Here is a 16,512-nt window from a genome sequence, read left to right as displayed (position 1 = left end):
TCGTTCCGGGGAGCCGACGACGCCGCCCCGGCCGCGGTGGCCCCGGGAGCCGGCGCAGCGGCGTCGTGATCGTCGGCGCGGTGGCGGCCGGCGCCGGAGCGGTCGGGAGCGGGGGTCTGGTCGTGGCTCACAGGGCACTCATCTTTCCGGTGGCCAGGGCCTGCTCGGCCCAGTCACTCAATTCGGCGCGGTCGATCTTGGAGTTGTGGCGGATGTCCGTGGGCTGCTCGGGGATCACGAGCACGGCGCTCACAGCCAGCCCGGTCGCGAAATCGATCGTAGCGCGCACGCGCTCGGCCAGATCCGCGGGGGCCACGTGGGGCTTGGTGGCCGGGGGCACCGTTTCGATCACGGCCACGGGGGACTGGGAACCGCGGGGGCCCACACCCACGACGGCCACGCGGCCCACACCGGGAACCGTCTGGGCGGCGTGCTCCGCCGCGACGGAAGACACCGGCCCGTCGGACATCGTGATCACGTGGGCCAGGCGGCCCTCGTACCACAGCCGCTCACGGGCGTCGAAGTGCCCCACGTCCCCGGTGCGGTGCCAGCCGGGGGTCAGGTCGGAGGCGCGCTCCGTGATCCACAACCGGTCGTAGTGGTCCTTGGCGTGCGGGGCGCGCGCCACGATCTCGCCGGTGACACCAGGGGTGGTCACAATGTCGGGGGAGACGGAGCCGTCTGCGCGCAGCGGCAAGACGCCGAGCTGCGCTCCCTCGACCGGGGTGCCCACACACACGCCGCGGCCCGCTCCCTCGACGCCGCTCTGGGCGTCCTCCCGTGCCGCGCGGATCACGTCCAAGCTGACGTCGGTCAGGGGCAGCGCCTCGGTCATCCCGTAAGGGGTGTGCAGCTCGGCCGCGGGCATCAGCTCCTGCAACCGGGCGAGCAGCTCCTCGGGGATCGGCGCTCCGGCGGAGAGCATGAGGTCCACCCGGGCCAGCGCATCACGCTCGGCGGGGGACAATTCGTCCGCGGTGGCCAGGACGTTGGCGATGGCCGCGGGGGACGCGAATACCGCGGTGGCGCCGATCGCCATCGTAGCTTCGGTGAGCGCCTGCGCGGTGAGCGTCTTGGGGCTCGTGACGTCCATGTCCGGTGTGACGGAGGTGGCACCAAGGGCGGGGCCGAGCAGCGCGAACGGCGCGAACCCGGCCACGAGTCCGGTTCCGGCCCGCAGCCCGTAGGTGTCCCGGATGGTGTCGCGCATCCCGGCCATCTGGCGGTGGGTGTAGACCACGCCCTTGGCGGGTCCGGTGGAGCCGGACGTGAACAGCACGGCGGCCGCGGCGTCCGGGTCCACGGCGGGGATGTCCTCCGGGCGCACGGTGGTCACCGAGTCCATGAGCTCGGCCACGGTGTGTTCCACGCCCAGCAGCTTCTTGGACACGGGGTCCAGCCGGTCCGCGGAGATCCGGCGTCCGGGCCAGCCCAGGGCGCGCGCACCCATGAGGGCCTTGCGGATGCCGATGAACCAGTCGGGGGACGAACCGCGCAGCGCCCGGGTCAGTCCCTTGCGGCCCAGCCCCTGGTCCGCGACCACGATCACCGCGCCCATGCGCAGGCACGAGTAGATCAGGGTGGTGAGCATGGAGCCCGGGGGGACCATGAGGTTCACACGGTCCCCGGGGCGCACGCCCGTGCGCAGCAGGGCCACCGCGAGCTGGTCCACGGACGTGCTCAGCTGGGTCCAGGTCACGGTGCGTTCCACGTTGAGCGCCGGTGCGGAACCGTCCACGGTTCCCATGACGGGTCCCATGTCCACGACGGCGGGGGAGGCGTCGCGGCGTCGTGCGTCGAGTTCGGCGAAGAACGGCACGAAGTCCCCGCGACCGCGCGCGCGGCGCTCACGGTGGGCCTGCACCACGGGCTCGTCCTGACCGAAACGCTCACCGAGCCATGTGAGGATCGCTGGGGCGATGTCCCGGGCCTCGGGCAGCAGGTGCTTGGCGCCTTCGAAGCGGTGGACGTCCGCGTGGGGCGCCCGCCGCATGAGGTCCTCGAGGTAACGCTGCTGGAACACGGGATCGTTGGTGCCCCACAGCAGCAGCGTGGGGACCTCGCGCGCGCTCATCCGCCCGGCGATGCGCTCGTACGCCGCGTTGGAGGGGTGGCCCGGTTCGGCGGGGATGTCGGCGACGAAGTGCGCGATGCCCTCGCGGCGCTCGCGGGAGGTGTACGGAGCCTTGTAGGCCTTCTTGAGGTCCTTGGCCGGGGCGGGATCGCACAGGGCCAGGGTGGTGTCCAGGAACGCGGTGGTCCCGGAGGTGAGGGGTTCGTGCACGGCGCGGTTGAGCGCGAGCCGCAGGGCCGAGGGGATGGGCTCGGCGTTGTCGTGGTGAACGGCGGTGTTGGTCATGATGGTCGCCGCGTGGAGCTGCGGGTGTTCCTGCGCCCAGCCCTGGGAGATGAGCCCGCCCCAGTCGTGGGCCAAGGTGACCACCGGCAGTCCGGCATCGTCGATGCCCAGCGCGTGCGTGAGGTCCCCAAGGTCCCGGACGCGGTCCTCGAGCCGGCGGAACAATCCCGTGCGCTCGGAGAAGCCCATGTCCAGCTGGTCCACGGCCACCACGCGCCACGGCTGCTCGGCCGTCTGGCCGGCGCGCACCACGTCCCGCCACAGGTAGGACCACGTGGGGTTGCCGTGCACGGCCAGGATGATCCCGCGGGGGCTGCGGCCCGCCTCGGTGATCGCGTCCCCGTTGTCCAGCACGTGCCAGCGGCGCTTCCTGCCGGGCACGGGTTCCACGACCGCCGTGGTCGGGACGCTCACCGTGGTGGACCACGCGGGGTCCACACCCGGCAGCGGGGTGTCGGTGAAGGGCAGACGCACCGTGGTGGTGCGTTCCGGGGAGGGTGTGGAGAGCACGTTGCTCCTCCGTTCTGTGAGGCGGTGACCGGGGGCTACGGGCGGGCTACCAGGCGATCTCCATGAGGGTCGTGTTCAGGCCCGAGCCCACGCCCAGGCACAGCACGCGCTGGCCGGATTCGAGCCGCTCGGCCTCGAGCGCGAGTGTCATGGGCAGGGCTGCGGCGGCCACGTTGCCCCAGTACGGGAAGGTGAGGGGGACACGGTCCGCGTCCAGGCCCATGTCCTGGATGAGCTTGTTGGTGTGCGAGTTGGAGACCTGGTGGGTCACGTAGGAGTCCATGTCCCGCCACTGCCAGCCGTCCTTCTCGGCCTCGAGCCACGCCTCGACCACGAGGCCCACCCCGTGGTTGAGCAGCCCGGTGGCGTCCGTGAACATGCCGTCGTCCCCGCCGATGCACAGGTGGTTGAACTCCGTGCCCGCGCGCGTGACGGATCCCACGATGCGGTGCCCGTTCGGGTGGCGGTCCGCGGGGCCCACCACGGCCGCGGCGGCACCGCACCCCAGCGTGAGCGTGGCGAACTCCTGCACCACCTGTGCGCGGGTGATGTCGTCCCCGCGCAACCGTTCCACCGCTGCGTGGTGCCACGGGGAGGGGTCCTCACCGGCGACCACCAGGGCGTACTCGATCGCCCCGGCGTCGATCATGGACGCCGCCACGGTGAGGGCATTGACGAAGCCCAGGCACGCGTTGGTCATGTCGAAGTTCAGCGCGGAGCTCGGCAGGCCCAACCGGTCGTGGATGCCCACGGCCACGGCGGGTTCGAAGTTGTCGCGGGTCACGGACGCGTTGATGAACAACCCGATCTGCTCCGGGGCCACCCCCGATTGCCGCAGGGCCTCCTGGCCGGCCTCCGTGGCGCCGTCCGTGAAGTGGCGTCCCGGTGCCCAACCGCGGCGTTCCTTGATCCCGGCCAGTCGCTCGAGCAGCCCCTTGGGCATGCGCAGCCGCCGGAAGGTCTCTGCCAACTCCTCATCGAACCGAGTAGACGGGATGACCACGTCCGCCTCCGTCTTGGTCACGGATAGGACTGCGGCATTTCGGTTTCTGATGGTGGAGTTACCGGTCAATGTGGCGCTTTCGATCAGACGCCACCCGTACCGTCAAGGAATCGATCGTGAGAGGAGAGCCTCGGCGCTCGGGTGAACTAGCGGGTTGGACCGGCTCAGTCTAACGGTCCCGACTGACAGCTCCCTTCGGATGTACGTGGCGTTTCTCTGCGGGCGCAGGCCGTTCCGGCCCCGGTGAGCCGCGGATGTGAGCCCCTGCACGCGCCCCGCACCGCCGCGGGGCCCGCCCCGGGTAGACTCGGGGGCTGCCCCCGCGCTCGTGATCGCCCAGGTCGGCGCGCCCGTCACCCGCCGGTGCGCGCGCCGAGGGGCGGCGTAAGCGACAACGACATTGGAGACCCCGCGTGCATCTGAAGACCCTCACCGTGCGTGGTTTCAAGTCCTTCGCGTCCGCCACCACGTTCCACATGGAGCCCGGGGTCACCGCTGTCGTGGGGCCGAACGGGTCGGGTAAGTCCAACGTGGTGGACGCCCTCTCGTGGGTCATGGGGGAGCAGGGCGCCAAGTCCCTGCGCGGCGGGAAGATGGAGGACGTCATCTTCGCAGGCACCTCCGGTCGCTCCGCCCTGGGCCGCGCACACGTGTCCCTGACCATCGACAACGCCGACGGCGCCCTGCCGATCGAATACTCCGAGGTCACCATCTCGCGCACGCTGTTCCGCTCCGGGGGCTCCGAATACGCGATCAACGGCCGTTCGTGCCGGTTGCTGGACATCCAGGAGCTGCTCTCCGACTCCGGGCTGGGTCGGGAGATGCACGTGATCGTGGGGCAGGGGCAGCTGGACCGGATCCTGCAGGCCACCCCCGAGGACCGCCGTGGGTTCATCGAGGAGGCCTCAGGGATCCTCAAGCACCGCCGCCGCAAGGAGAAGACCCTGCGCAAGCTCGAATCGGTGCAGGCGAACCTGGACCGGCTCGAGGACCTCACCGGTGAGATCCAGCGTCAGCTCACGCCCCTGGGCCGGCAGGCGCGCACGGCTCGCAAGGCGCAGCGGATCCAGTACGACGTCCGCGATGCGCGCGCCCGTCTGCTCGCGGACGATCTCGTGGCGGCGCGCGCCGGAATGGACACGGACCAGGACGCGAGCCGCGCGGCGCGCGAACGCAAGGCCGAGCTCGAGACCGCGGCCGCGGATCTCGCCCGGCGGCTGCACGAGACCGAGACCCGCGCTGCGCGCACCACTCCGGAACTGAACGCCGCCCGCACGAGCTGGTACGAGCTGAGCACGGTGCGCGACCGCTGCCGCGCGCTGGCCGCCCTGGCCGAGGAACGCCGTCGGCTGCTGGGCAGTACCGAGGAACCCACCGCCACGAACCGGGACGCGCAGACCCTCGAGGAACAGGCCGCCCGGACACTCGCCGAGGCCGAACAGCTGGCCGAACGGGTCGCGGGGGCGCGCGAGGACCTCGACCGTGCGCATGCGGCGCGTGAGGCCGCCGAATCGACCGCGCGGGACGCGGAAAAGGAATCGGCCGCGCTCGTGCGCCGTGCCGCGGACCGACGCGCGGGGCAGGTCCGGCTCGCCGCGGCGGTCACGGCCGCGCGGTCGGCGCTCACGGCCGCAGAAGCGGACGTGGAGCGTGTTCGCGGAGAGCTCTCCGACGTCGTGACCCGCGCCGAGAGTGCCCGCCTGGACACCGCGTCCCTGCGCGAGACAGCCGAGGCCACCGCGGTCGAGGCGCAGCGCCTCGGGGAACGGGCCCGCGAAGCCCAGGAAACGGCCGATGCCGCTCGCGCCCGCTCGCGGGAGGCGGACGACCACCGGCAGCAGACCGCGAGCGCGCTGCACGCCCACACCGTGCGCCTCGAGACCCTGCGCGAGTCCGTGCGGCAACCGGACGGCTCGTCCTCGGTGGCGGACGTCGTCCCCGTGCTGGGGGAGGTGCCGCGGGCCGTGCGCGTGAGCCCGGGGTGGGAACGTGCCGTGGCCGCTGCGCTGGGCCCGTGGTCCGACGCGCTCGCCGTGGCGTCCCACACCTCGGCCGCCCGGGTCTTCTCGCGGTTGCGCGATGCCGGGTCGGGTCGCGTGCACCTCGTGATCGCGCAGGAGGACGGCGCGGCCACCGAAGTCACCGGTCCAGCGCTGCCCGAGGGGTGCGTGCGCGCCACGGAGGTCCTCTCCTCGGCCCCGGAGGAATCCGACACCACGGGCCACGCGGCCGTCGTGGCCGCGGTGCGGGCCGCACTCGCCACCACAGTGCTCGCCCCGGACGCGACCGCCGCGCTCGCGGTCCTCGACGCCGCGGCGCAGGACGGGCGGGCCGACGCCGCGTGGCGCGTGGTCACCCGCGACGGTGACGTGTACGGCGTCCATCGGGTCCAGGGCGGAGCCACGGAAGCGGCCGGCAACCTCGAGATCCTCGCGTTGATCGACCGCGAGGTGGAAAAGACCGCGACCTTGCGGGACGCCGCAGAGACCGCGGCGGAACGGGCCCGGGAGGCCGAGGAACAGCGCGCGGGCGCGGAACGGGAAGCCCGCGAGACCGGCTGGGCCGCGCAGCGGGCCCAGCAGGAGGCCGCGGCGGCCGGGGCGGCGTCGAGCAGGGCGGAGGCCACGGCGTCGTCGGCGGATTCCGAACTGGAACGGCGCCGCGGTGTCCTGGCGACCGCACAGCAGCGTTTGACCCAGCGGGATGCGGAGCTGCGCGAGGCCGTGGAACGCGCCGAGGCCGCGGAGACCGGGGACGAGGAGGACCTCGACCGCGAGCAGCTCGCGGCCGCGTCCGCCAAGGACCGTGCCGAGGAGCAGGCCCGGACCGCCCGCGAGGTCGAGACCGAGGCGCGGCTCGCGCTGCGCGGGCTCGAGGAACAACATCGCCACGCCGAGTCCCGGGCGCAGGCCCAGGCGCGCGCGGCGCGTACCGAACGTGTCGCGCAGGCCGAGGCCGCGCGGCGTGCGGAACGTCGCCGCGTGCAAGCGGTCGTGGCGCGGGCCGTGGGGGAGGCCGCCCGCTATCTCCGGGAACGCGCCGACGACGCCGCGGCGCGGGCGGCCGCCCAGCGCGACGCCATCGAGACCAGCAGGGCCGGGCTGGACGAGGTCGCGCAGCGATTGCGCTCCGAACGTGACGAGCTCGCCCGGCGGATCGGCGAACTTACCGAACAGCTGCATCGTGCGGAACTGGACCTCGCGCAGCGCCGGGCCCGGCTCGAGGGGCTCGAGACCACGGCCCTCGAGGAGTTGGGGATGACCCCTGACTTCCTCGTGGACTACTACGGCCCCCACCTGCCCGTCCTGAACGCGGACGCAGCGCTCGAGGCGGCCCAGCGCGCCGAGGAGGACGGCGCGCCCGTGCAGCTGGCTCTGCCCCGGATGACCGATGCCGGGGCCCCGTTCCGACGCGAGGAGCAGGAGACCCGGTTGCAGCGCGCGCAGAAGCAGCTCAAGGCGCTCGGCAAGGTCAACCCGCTCGCGCTCGAGGAGTTCGCCGCGCTCGAGGAACGCCACAAGTTCTTGGTCACCCAACTCGAGGACGTCAAGAATTCCCGCGCGGATCTGCGCAACATCATCCGGCAGGTGGACCAGCACGTCGAAGAGGTCTTCGCGCAGGCCTACCGGGACACCGCGGAGCAGTTCGTCTCGGTGTTCGCGACCCTGTTCCCGGGCGGGGAGGGGCGGTTGCGCCTGACCGACCCGGACGACATGCTCAACTCGGGGGTCGAGGTCGAGGCCCGGCCCGCCGGGAAGAAGATCAAGAGGCTCTCCCTGCTCTCCGGCGGCGAGCGCTCCCTGACGGCACTCGCGTTGCTCGTGGCCATCTTCAAGGCCCGGCCGTCCCCGTTCTACGTCATGGACGAGGTTGAGGCCGCGCTGGACGACCGGAACCTGGGTCGGTTGCTCACCATCTTCGAGCAGCTCAAGGAGAGCTCGCAGCTGATCATCGTGACCCACCAGAAACGCACCATGGAGATCGCGGACGCGCTCTACGGGGTCTCGATGCGCGGCGACGGCGTGAGCCTCGTCGTGGGCCAGCAGCTCTCGCAGTTGCGCTGAGCTCTTCCGCCGACGACGCCGCTCGCCCGCCGAGGGTGGGGCGGCTCAGCTTGTCGCCGCGCGGGCGCGGCGCAACAGCGCGGCCCCGCGGCAGCGGAAGGTCAGGTCACTCCCGATCCTCGCGGTCAGCGTGGTGCCGTCAGAAGTCAACTCGGTATCGGGATGGGAGAGGGTTTCCCGGATCCGCTCCGGGGCCACTTCCGGTGTCAGGGACGGAACACCATGGCGAGCACGAGCACCGGCGTGGTGATGATCCCGCGGTCCCGTAACTCCATGAGGATCGCGTTCGCGACGAACATCGTCACGAAAACGACCATGAAGAGTACCGCCGTGGAACGGGGACGACGTCGCTCGGTCGCGGCCACGGGGGCTCACTTCCGTCGGGGGGCGGTTCCCTGGGTGCGTGACTCCGGGGGCAGGGTGTCCCTGACCGGAAGCCACGCGACGGCGGCGAGGAGCATGAGCGCTCCCGAGATCCCAAAGGCCCAGCCGAAACCGGCGGCGTCCGCGAGCGCGCCCGCGAGCACGGGGCCGGCGATCTGGCCCGCGTCCGCGCACATCTGGTACCGGGACAGTACCCTGCCGCCCGCTCGATCCGGGCCGATGACATCCGCCACGGCGGCTTGCTGCCCCGGGTTGAGGGTTCCGGAGCCCACCCCGGAGAGCAGGGACAGTACGGCGAACGCCACCACGGACGTGCTCAGCCCCACCCCAATGGTCGCGAGGCCGCACACGAGCAGGCCCGTGAGCACGAGCGGTTTACGCCCCACGCGGTCGGTGAGCCGCCCCGTGACGGTCAAGGCCGCAGCGTTGCCCACGGCGAACAGTGCCAGCGCGAGCCCGGCGACGGCCGGACCCTCACCGACCACCTGGACGGCCAGGAGAGGGACCAGGGCCACGCGTACGCCCATGGCCGTCCAGCCCGTGGAGAAGCTGGACACGAGCGCGGCACGGTACGCTCCGGCGTCGAGCGCTTCGCGGACGCGCATGGGCGGCTGGGCCCGGCCGGTGCGTCTGGCGCCGATCGTCTCGTCCTTCAGCCGCAGGTACACCACGAGGACGGCGACCAGCAGAGCGCCGGCGTAGATCAGGAACGGGGCGTGCATCCCGAGACCCGCGAGCAGTCCGCCGAGCACGGGCCCCAGGATGCCGCCCAGCAGGAACGCGGTCGCGTAGTACCCGGAGACCCGCCCGCGCATGGTGGGCGGGGCCAACCTCACGATCAGGCCCATCGCGGACACCGTGAACATCGTGGACCCGATGCCCCCGAGACCGCGGAAGATCAGCAATTGCCCATAGGTCTGCGCGAACGCGGTCGCGGCCGAGGACAGTGCCACCACGATCAACCCGATCAGATACGTGGGCCGCTCACCCAACGTGTTGACCACCGCACCGCTCGCGGGGGCGAAGACGAGCCGGCACAGGGCGAACGCGCTGATCACGGCGGAGGCCGCGGCCACGCCCACGCCGAAACTGGCCGCGAACTGCGGCAGCACGGGCGCCACGATCCCGTAGCCCAGGGCGATCACGAAGGCCGCAGCGATCAGGACCTTGATGGGCTCGGGGACCCTGCCGCGCGGCGCGGGTTTTCCGGCGGCGTCGTCCGATGCAGTGGACGCTGCGGCGGCGGCGTCCGACGCGGTCGCAGCAGCGCGCGCGTCGTCGGGGGAGGCGGGGACGGGATGCTCGGCGGGGTCGCGGGGATCGGGGCGGGACACGCCCTGCAGTTTATGGGACATTAGGAGGGTGATCACGACTGACCTGATGTGGATACTCATTGTCGCCGCGGTGGTGGTGGTGCTGCTCGTGGTGTTCGGCATCCTGCTGCTGCGCCGACCCAAGGCACCGCGGGGAGGTTACACGGACACCCGGGACCTGGACGACGTCCCGGAGACCGAGGGCGACACCCTCGTCGAGGACAGACCGGTCAGCACGCTCGAACGCCCGGAGTCCGCCCGCGGGCGCCTGGCCCGGTTGCGCGGACGGCTGGCCAAATCCAACACCATGCTCGGCAAGGGTCTGCTGGTCTTGCTGTCCCGCGAACGCATCGATCAGGACACGTGGGACGAGATCGAGGACACGCTGCTCATGGCGGACCTCGGCACGGACGCGTCCCTCGAGCTCGTGGAGAACCTCAAGAAGCGCGTGCGGGTCGAGGGCACCAAGGACCCCGCGCAGTTGAAGTCCCTGTTGCGTGAAGAAATGCTCGCGCTCGTGGACCCCACCCTGGACCGTTCCCTGCGCACCGAGTCCGCCCCGGGCAAGCCCGCGGTGGTCCTGGTGGTGGGTGTCAACGGCGTGGGCAAGACCACCACGGTCGGCAAGCTCGCGCGCGTGCTCGTGGCCGAGGACAAGGACGTCCTGCTCGGTGCGGCGGACACGTTCCGCGCGGCCGCCGCTGACCAGCTCGAGACCTGGGGAGCCCGCGTGGGCGTGCCCACGGTGCGCTCCGAGCAGGAGGGCGCGGACCCCGCCTCGGTCGCGTTCGATGCCGTCAAGGCCGGCATCGACCAAGAGGCGGATGTGGTCCTCGTGGACACCGCTGGCCGGCTGCAGAACAAGGCCGGTCTGATGGACCAGCTCGGCAAGGTCAAGCGCGTGATCGAGAAGGCCGCCGAGGTGGACGAGGTGCTGCTCGTGATCGACGCGACCACCGGGCAGAACGGCATGACCCAGGCAAAGGTCTTCGCGCAGGCCGTGGACATCACGGGCATCGTGCTCACCAAGCTTGACGGCACCGCCAAGGGAGGGATCGTGGTCGCCATCCAGCGCGGCCTGGGCGTGCCCGTCAAGCTGATCGGTCTCGGCGAGGGCCCGGACGACCTCGCACCCTTCACCGCCGAGCAGTTCGTGGACGCGATCATCGACTGAGCCTGCTCCCTCTCGCGACGACGACGGCGCCCGCCCCCTTCGTGGGAGTGGGCGCCGTCGTCGTCGGAGCACCGGCACTTGCACTGGCCCCGCCACTGCACTGGAACCGGCATCGACACCGGTACCTGAGGAGTTAACACGATCGTCACACGCGGACGTGACGTGAAACACCGGCGTCACGAACCCGCGCTGTCGCGGTAACACCCGCCCCGTTGACTGTGTGCAACAGGCGCAAAGGCTGTGCCGACACGAGACAGGGACGAGGTGATCCGGGTGGAGTTGACCGCCGGACACGTGTGGACCGTGGTGGCCGCGGGGTTGGTGTTCTTCATGACCCCCGGACTTGCACTGTTCTACGGAGGCATGACCCGCGCCAAGGGTGTGCTGAACATGATGATGATGAGCTTCGCGGCGCTCGGCGTGGTGGGCGTCGTGTGGGTGCTGTGGGGCGGTTCCATGCTCGCCGGGGACCCGGTGCTGGGCGGCCTCACCGCGGATCCGTTCGCGCACTTCGGTCTGCACGGCCTGATGGGCACCGAGGACCTGCTGTCCTCGGACTTCTCCGTGACGTTCGCGATCATCACCGTGGCCCTGATCTCCGGCGCGATCGCGGACCGCACCCGGTTCGGCACGTGGGTGGTCTTCACGCTCGTGTGGGTCACCCTGGTCTACTTCCCCCTCGCGTACATGGTGTGGGGTGACGGGCTGTTCTCCGAGGACGGCGCCCTGGGCCGGATCTTCGGCGAGCCGATCGACTTCGCCGGCGGGCTCGCCGTGCACATCAACGCGGGCATCGCGGCGCTGGTGCTCATCCTGCTCATCGGTGCCCGCCGCGGCTTCGGCCGCGACTCGGGCCAGCGCCCGCACAACCTGCCGCTCGTGATGCTCGGCTCGGCCATCCTGTGGTTCGGCTGGTTCGGCTTCAACGCCGGCGCCGCAACCACCGTGGAGCAGGCCGCCCTGATCTGGACCAACACGCTCGTGGCCCCGGCTGCGGCCATGCTGGCCTGGCTGCTCACCGAGCGTATCCGGGACGGGCACGCGACGTCGCTGGGTGCGGCGTCGGGCGTCGTCGCCGGGCTCGTGGCCATTACCCCGGCGTGCGCCGACGTGACCCCGCTCGGCGCGATCCTGCTCTCCGCCGTGGCCGGTGCGTGCTCCGCGATCGCCGTGGGCCTGAAGTACCGGATCCACCTGGACGACTCGCTGGACGTGTGCGGCGTGCACCTGGTTTCCGGCATTGTCGGCACCGTGGCGCTGGGCTTCCTGGCGATCCCCTCCGAGGGCCGGGCCGGACTGTTCTACGGTGGTGGCTGGGGCCTGCTGGGCACCCAGCTCGCCGCGACCCTCTTCGTGACGCTCTACACCAGCGTCCTCACGCTGGTCATCGGGCTTGTCCTGAAGGCCACCATGGGGCTGCGGATCACCCGCCGGGACGAGGTCATCGGCGTGGACCTCACTCAGCACGCGGAGTCCGCGTACTCGCTGAAGGACGAGGCCACCGGCTACTTCGCCGGGCAGGCCCCCGCGCGGCCCCTGCCCGGGACCGCCGAAGCCCCCGTGCCCGCCGCCAGCAAAGGAGACAACCAGTGAAGCTGATCACCGCAGTGGTGCGACCCGAGAAGTTCAGTGACGTCAAAGACGCCCTGGAGATATACGGCGTGCAGGGCATGACCGTGCTGACCGTCCACGGCTACGGCCGCCAGCGCGGGCACCGTGAGGTCTACCGCGGTGCCGAGTACACGGTGGACCTCCTCGAGAAGGTGCGCATCGAGACGGTCGTGGAGGACGGCGAGGTCCAGGACCTCGTGGACGTCATCGTCACCTCCGCACGCACGGGCGAACCCGGGGACGGCAAGGTGTGGGTCACTGCCGTGGAGAACACCGTGCGCGTGAGCACCGGCGAACTGGGTGACGTCGCGCTCTGAGGTCGCGCGCGACGTCGTCGGCACAGGCCCCGTCCGGGCGACCGGGCGGGGCTTCGCTTGCTAACCTGGGACACTGAATTCATCCGTTGTCAGACGAAAGCAGCGACCACCCCGTGTTCAATTCACTGTCCGACCGGCTCACAGCGACCTTCAAGAACCTGCGCGGCAAGGGCCGGCTCTCGGAGGCCGATGTCGATGCCACCGTCCGGGAGATCCGCCGGGCCCTGCTGGAGGCGGACGTGGCCGTGCCCGTGGTCCGGGAGTTCACGGCGGTCGTCAAGGAGCGCGCGCTCGGCGCGGAGGTCTCGGAGGCGCTGAACCCCGGCCAGCAGGTCGTGAAGATCGTCAACGAGGAGCTGCAGAACGTCCTCGGCGGCGAGACCCGGCGGATCAACCTCGCCAAGACCGGGCCCACGGTGATCATGCTCGCGGGCCTGCAGGGTGCAGGCAAAACCACCTTGGCCGGCAAGCTTGGTAAGTGGCTCACGGACCAGGGCCACAAGCCCGTGCTCGTGGCCTCCGACCTCCAGCGCCCCAATGCCGTCACCCAGCTGCAGGTCGTGGGTCAGCGCGCCGGGGTACCCGTGTTCGCCCCCGAGCCCGGCGCCACCTCGGAGTTCGACGACCCCACGGGGGATCCCGTGAAGGTGGCCCGCGACGGCGTCGACTTCGCCCGCTCCAAGCTCTACGACGTCGTGATCGTCGACACCGCCGGACGCCTGGGCATCGACCAGGCGCTGATGAACCAGGCGCGCGACATCCGCGACGCCGTGGACCCGGACGAGGTCCTGTTCGTCATCGACGCAATGATCGGTCAGGACGCCGTGAACACCGCCAAGGCGTTTGACGAGGGCGTGGATTTCACCGGCGTGGTGCTCTCCAAGCTTGACGGCGACGCCCGCGGCGGCGCGGCCCTGTCCGTACGTGCGGTGACCGGCAAGCCCATCATGTTCGCGTCCACGGGCGAGGGCGTGCGGGACTTCGAGCAGTTCCACCCGGACCGGATGGCCTCGCGCATCCTGGACATGGGTGACGTCCTCACGCTCATCGAGCAGGCCGAGCGACAGTGGGACAAGACCGAGGCCGAGCGGATGGCCAAGAAGTTCACCGATCAGGAGGACTTCACCTTCGAGGACTTCCTCGCGCAGATGCAGCAGCTGCGCAAGATGGGGTCCATGAAGAAGATGCTCGCCATGATGCCCGGCGCCGCCGGGATGCGCGAGCAGCTCGAGAACTTCGACGAGCGGGAGATCGACCGCGTGGAGGCCATCGTGCGCTCCATGACCCCGCACGAGCGCGTGGCCCCCAAGATCATCAACGGCTCGCGCCGCGCGCGCATCGCGAAGGGTTCCGGCGTCTCGGTCTCCGAGGTCAACCAGCTCATGGAGCGCTTCGCCCAGGCGCAGAAGATGATGAAGCGCCTGGCCCAGGGCAAGGGCGTGCCCGGGATGCCCGGCGGCATCCCCGGGATGGGCGGCGCCGGCGGGGGTGCTGCCAAGAAGGGCAAGTCCAAGAAGAAGAGCTCGCGCTCCGGCAACCCCGCCAAGCGCGCGCAGGAGAACGCGGCACTCGCCTCCGGTCAGAAGCCGGCGGCGCCGGGCAGCGCGTTCGGTGCCCAGGGCAAGGACCTGGACGCCGAGTCGCTGAACCTGCCCAAGGGCTTCGAGAAATTCCTCGGAAAGTAGGCGGTCATGGGTTCATACCTCCCCGACGACGAACTGCGCAGCTTCATCGCGTCGCTGCCCACCCGGCGGCTCGCGTCCGCTGCGATCATCCGGGACGAGAGCGGTCGCGTGCTCACGGTCGAACCCAATTACAAGGACGACTGGACCCTGCCCGGCGGCACCGTGGAGGCGGGGGAGGATCCCCGCACCGGGTGCTTCCGCGAAGTGGTGGAGGAGGTCGGCCTGCACCTCGAGGGCGGGCGGCTGCTCGCGGTGAGCCACGGCGTGGGCATGGGCATGTGGGGGGACTCCGTGTCCTTCCTCTACGACGGCGGGCAAATCCCCTCCGACACCCCCATCACGGTGCAGGAGGAGGAACTGCTCTCGTACCGGTGGGTGGCCCCCGAGGAGCTCGAGACCGTGCTGAGCTCCGGCCTGGCGCAGCACATCCGCGCGGCTCTGGAGGCCTTGCGCTCCGGGACCGTGGTCGAACGCGTCATGGACGGCGGCCGGCGCGCATGAGTGCCGCGCCGCGCACCGCGCTGATCGTGCACGCGGACGCCCCGCAGTTGCCGTTCATCGCCACCGCTCTGGGGACCAGGTTCACGGCGCTCGCGCGCAACGGCTGGTCAGTCGTGCTGGTCCCGGACGAGTTGGACCCCGGGGCCCTCGCTGCGGCCGCGGACCCTGACGCGATGGCGGTCCTGATCTCCTCGGACGGGGAGAGCCGCAGCCTGCGGATCTACCCACCCGTGAACTCGTTGAACGCTCGTGAGTCGTGGAGTGCCCAGTTCGCGCGGATCGCAGACGATTCCACGCTGTGCTGGGAACCCGCGGAGTTCGCGACCGACCTCGCCCTCGAAGCGCTCCGGGGGCAGGCGAGCCCGGTGCCCACGGCCCAGCCCGCGCGTGACGCGCAGGACACGAACGGCGCTCTGGATTTCAGCGGCGCCCCCGATACCGTCAGCGCCGCGGGCGCGGACGACGCCGCGTCGTCGCCCGCCGCGGGCACCGCCGAGGCCCGCATGCTGACCACGGTGGAGTTCATCGCGTCCCTGACCGAGCTGGACGCCGCCGCCACGGCCCGGCTCGAGAACTACGCGCGCACGCCCAGCTCGGGGCTGCTGCTGGAATCCGTCCTGCAGCTGCTCGGCCTACCCACCGTGGCCGCGAAGCTCGTGGAGTCCCAGCGCGAGCTGCACGAGGTCGACGGTGTCTCGGACTTCGAGCCCCGGCCCCTGGGCCTGTCCATGCTGGACGCCGCGAGCGTGGAGCCTAGCGGCGGGGACGTGCTGTCCCGGATCCAGCGGGCCTACGTGCGCAGGCCGGGACTGCTGCTCGCGATCGGGGGAGCGGAGATCGCCCTCGGCGCAGGGCTCGCGGGTCTCGCAGCCCGCGGGGGACGCCGTGCCGCTGTGCTCGGTTCGGCGTCGGCGGCGCTGTTCACGGACGCCGCCCTCCAAGCCGCCCTGTGGGCCTCGGTGCGCGCACGGAAGAACCGCTGACGCGTTCGCCCCGACCGCCCGCGGTTTGACACGTATGGCATAATGGTCGGGTACTCGACCCGTGCGGACCCTCTCACCGCGCGTGCTGTCGCGTCCACAGGAAATCCACTCACGGCCCGCCCCACGGGCAGGTGTGTGCGATGTCCGATTCCATTCGAAACAGGAGTAACCACACAAGTGGCAGTCAAGATTCGTCTCAAGCGTATGGGCAAGATGCGTGACCCTCGTTACCGCGTGGTCGTCGTGGATTCCCGCAAGAAGCGCGACGGTCGCGTGATCGAAGAGGTCGGTGTGTACCAGCCCACCGAGCACCCCTCGTACATCAACCTGGTGTCGGATCGCGTGCAGTACTGGCTCGGTGTGGGTGCGCAGCCCTCCGAGGCCGTGCTGTCCCTCATGAAGATCACCGGTGACTGGCAGAAGTTCAAGGGTGAGCCGGGCGCCGAGGGCACCCTCAAGCAGCCCGAGGCCAAGGCCGAGTTCGTGGCCCCGGACAACGGCTCCGTGATCATCCCCGAGGCCATCACCGCCAAGGCCGACAAGGCCGAGGAAGCTCCCGCCGAGGAGACCGCGGCCACGGAGGACGACGCCGAGAAGGCAGAGTGAGC

12 protein-coding genes are annotated in these 16,512 nt (G+C 71.0%); 8 read left to right on the top strand and 4 right to left on the bottom strand.

Translation table 11 applies throughout. From position 1 onward, the window contains the following. Positions 1 to 127 precede the first annotated feature (127 nt). Positions 128 to 2,869, bottom strand: a complete 2,742-nt coding sequence (locus RF646_RS06580; RefSeq protein ID WP_368835537.1) for an alpha/beta fold hydrolase — start codon at positions 2,867 to 2,869, stop codon at positions 128 to 130. A 46-nt stretch (positions 2,870 to 2,915) separates the two neighbouring features. Further along, positions 2,916 to 3,941: a 3-oxoacyl-ACP synthase III gene (locus RF646_RS06575; protein WP_368835536.1), complete on the bottom strand. Its 1,026-nt coding sequence runs from the start codon at positions 3,939 to 3,941 to the stop codon at positions 2,916 to 2,918. 344 nt (positions 3,942 to 4,285) lie between these two features. Between RF646_RS06575 and smc the strand changes: the two genes are divergently transcribed. After that, positions 4,286 to 7,936, top strand: coding sequence for a chromosome segregation protein SMC (smc, locus tag RF646_RS06570; RefSeq protein WP_368835535.1), 3,651 nt, complete (start codon positions 4,286 to 4,288; stop codon positions 7,934 to 7,936). Between the two features lie 206 nt (positions 7,937 to 8,142). Here the strand turns inward: smc and RF646_RS06565 are convergent, their stop codons facing one another. Both RF646_RS06565 and RF646_RS06560 read right to left on the bottom strand, forming a co-directional pair. After that, on the bottom strand, positions 8,143 to 8,301 hold the full coding sequence (locus RF646_RS06565; protein WP_368835534.1) for a hypothetical protein: 159 nt from the start codon (positions 8,299 to 8,301) through the stop codon (positions 8,143 to 8,145). Positions 8,302 to 8,307: 6 nt separating this feature from the next. Beyond that, positions 8,308 to 9,675, bottom strand: coding sequence for an MFS transporter (locus RF646_RS06560; protein WP_368835533.1), 1,368 nt, complete (start codon positions 9,673 to 9,675; stop codon positions 8,308 to 8,310). A 25-nt stretch (positions 9,676 to 9,700) separates the two neighbouring features. On the opposite strand from RF646_RS06560, the gene ftsY reads away from it, so the two are divergent. From ftsY to rpsP, 7 genes are all read left to right on the top strand, one after another. Then, a complete protein-coding gene (ftsY, locus tag RF646_RS06555; RefSeq protein WP_368835532.1) occupies positions 9,701 to 10,807 on the top strand; it encodes a signal recognition particle-docking protein FtsY in 1,107 nt (368 codons plus the stop codon). Between the two features lie 273 nt (positions 10,808 to 11,080). After that, on the top strand, positions 11,081 to 12,400 hold the full coding sequence (locus RF646_RS06550; RefSeq protein ID WP_239321680.1) for an ammonium transporter: 1,320 nt from the start codon (positions 11,081 to 11,083) through the stop codon (positions 12,398 to 12,400). Next, positions 12,397 to 12,735 (top strand): P-II family nitrogen regulator, encoded by a 339-nt coding sequence (locus tag RF646_RS06545; RefSeq protein WP_368835531.1) that lies wholly within the window; start codon positions 12,397 to 12,399, stop codon positions 12,733 to 12,735. The genes RF646_RS06550 and RF646_RS06545 overlap by 4 nt, the downstream gene beginning before the upstream one ends. 113 nt (positions 12,736 to 12,848) lie before the next feature. Next, positions 12,849 to 14,420: a signal recognition particle protein gene (gene ffh, locus RF646_RS06540; RefSeq protein ID WP_368835530.1), complete on the top strand. Its 1,572-nt coding sequence runs from the start codon at positions 12,849 to 12,851 to the stop codon at positions 14,418 to 14,420. Positions 14,421 to 14,426: 6 nt separating this feature from the next. Then, positions 14,427 to 14,921: an NUDIX hydrolase gene (locus tag RF646_RS06535; protein WP_064846132.1), complete on the top strand. Its 495-nt coding sequence runs from the start codon at positions 14,427 to 14,429 to the stop codon at positions 14,919 to 14,921. Beyond that, the gene (locus RF646_RS06530; protein WP_368835529.1) at positions 14,918 to 15,904 is read left to right on the top strand and encodes a hypothetical protein; all 987 of its coding nucleotides are present in this window, start codon (positions 14,918 to 14,920) and stop codon (positions 15,902 to 15,904) included. Before RF646_RS06535 ends, RF646_RS06530 begins: the two co-directional genes overlap by 4 nt. Before the next feature lie 177 nt (positions 15,905 to 16,081). Beyond that, positions 16,082 to 16,510, top strand: coding sequence for a 30S ribosomal protein S16 (gene rpsP, locus RF646_RS06525; protein ID WP_064846130.1), 429 nt, complete (start codon positions 16,082 to 16,084; stop codon positions 16,508 to 16,510). Positions 16,511 to 16,512: the final 2 nt, after the last annotated feature.

The organism is Kocuria sp. CPCC 205261 (assembly GCF_040981025.1).
GTDB classification, from domain to species: Bacteria; Actinomycetota; Actinomycetes; order Actinomycetales; family Micrococcaceae; genus Kocuria; species Kocuria marina.
Note: the sequence above shows the minus strand (reverse complement) of the source record. Positions and strands in the feature narration are given on the sequence as shown.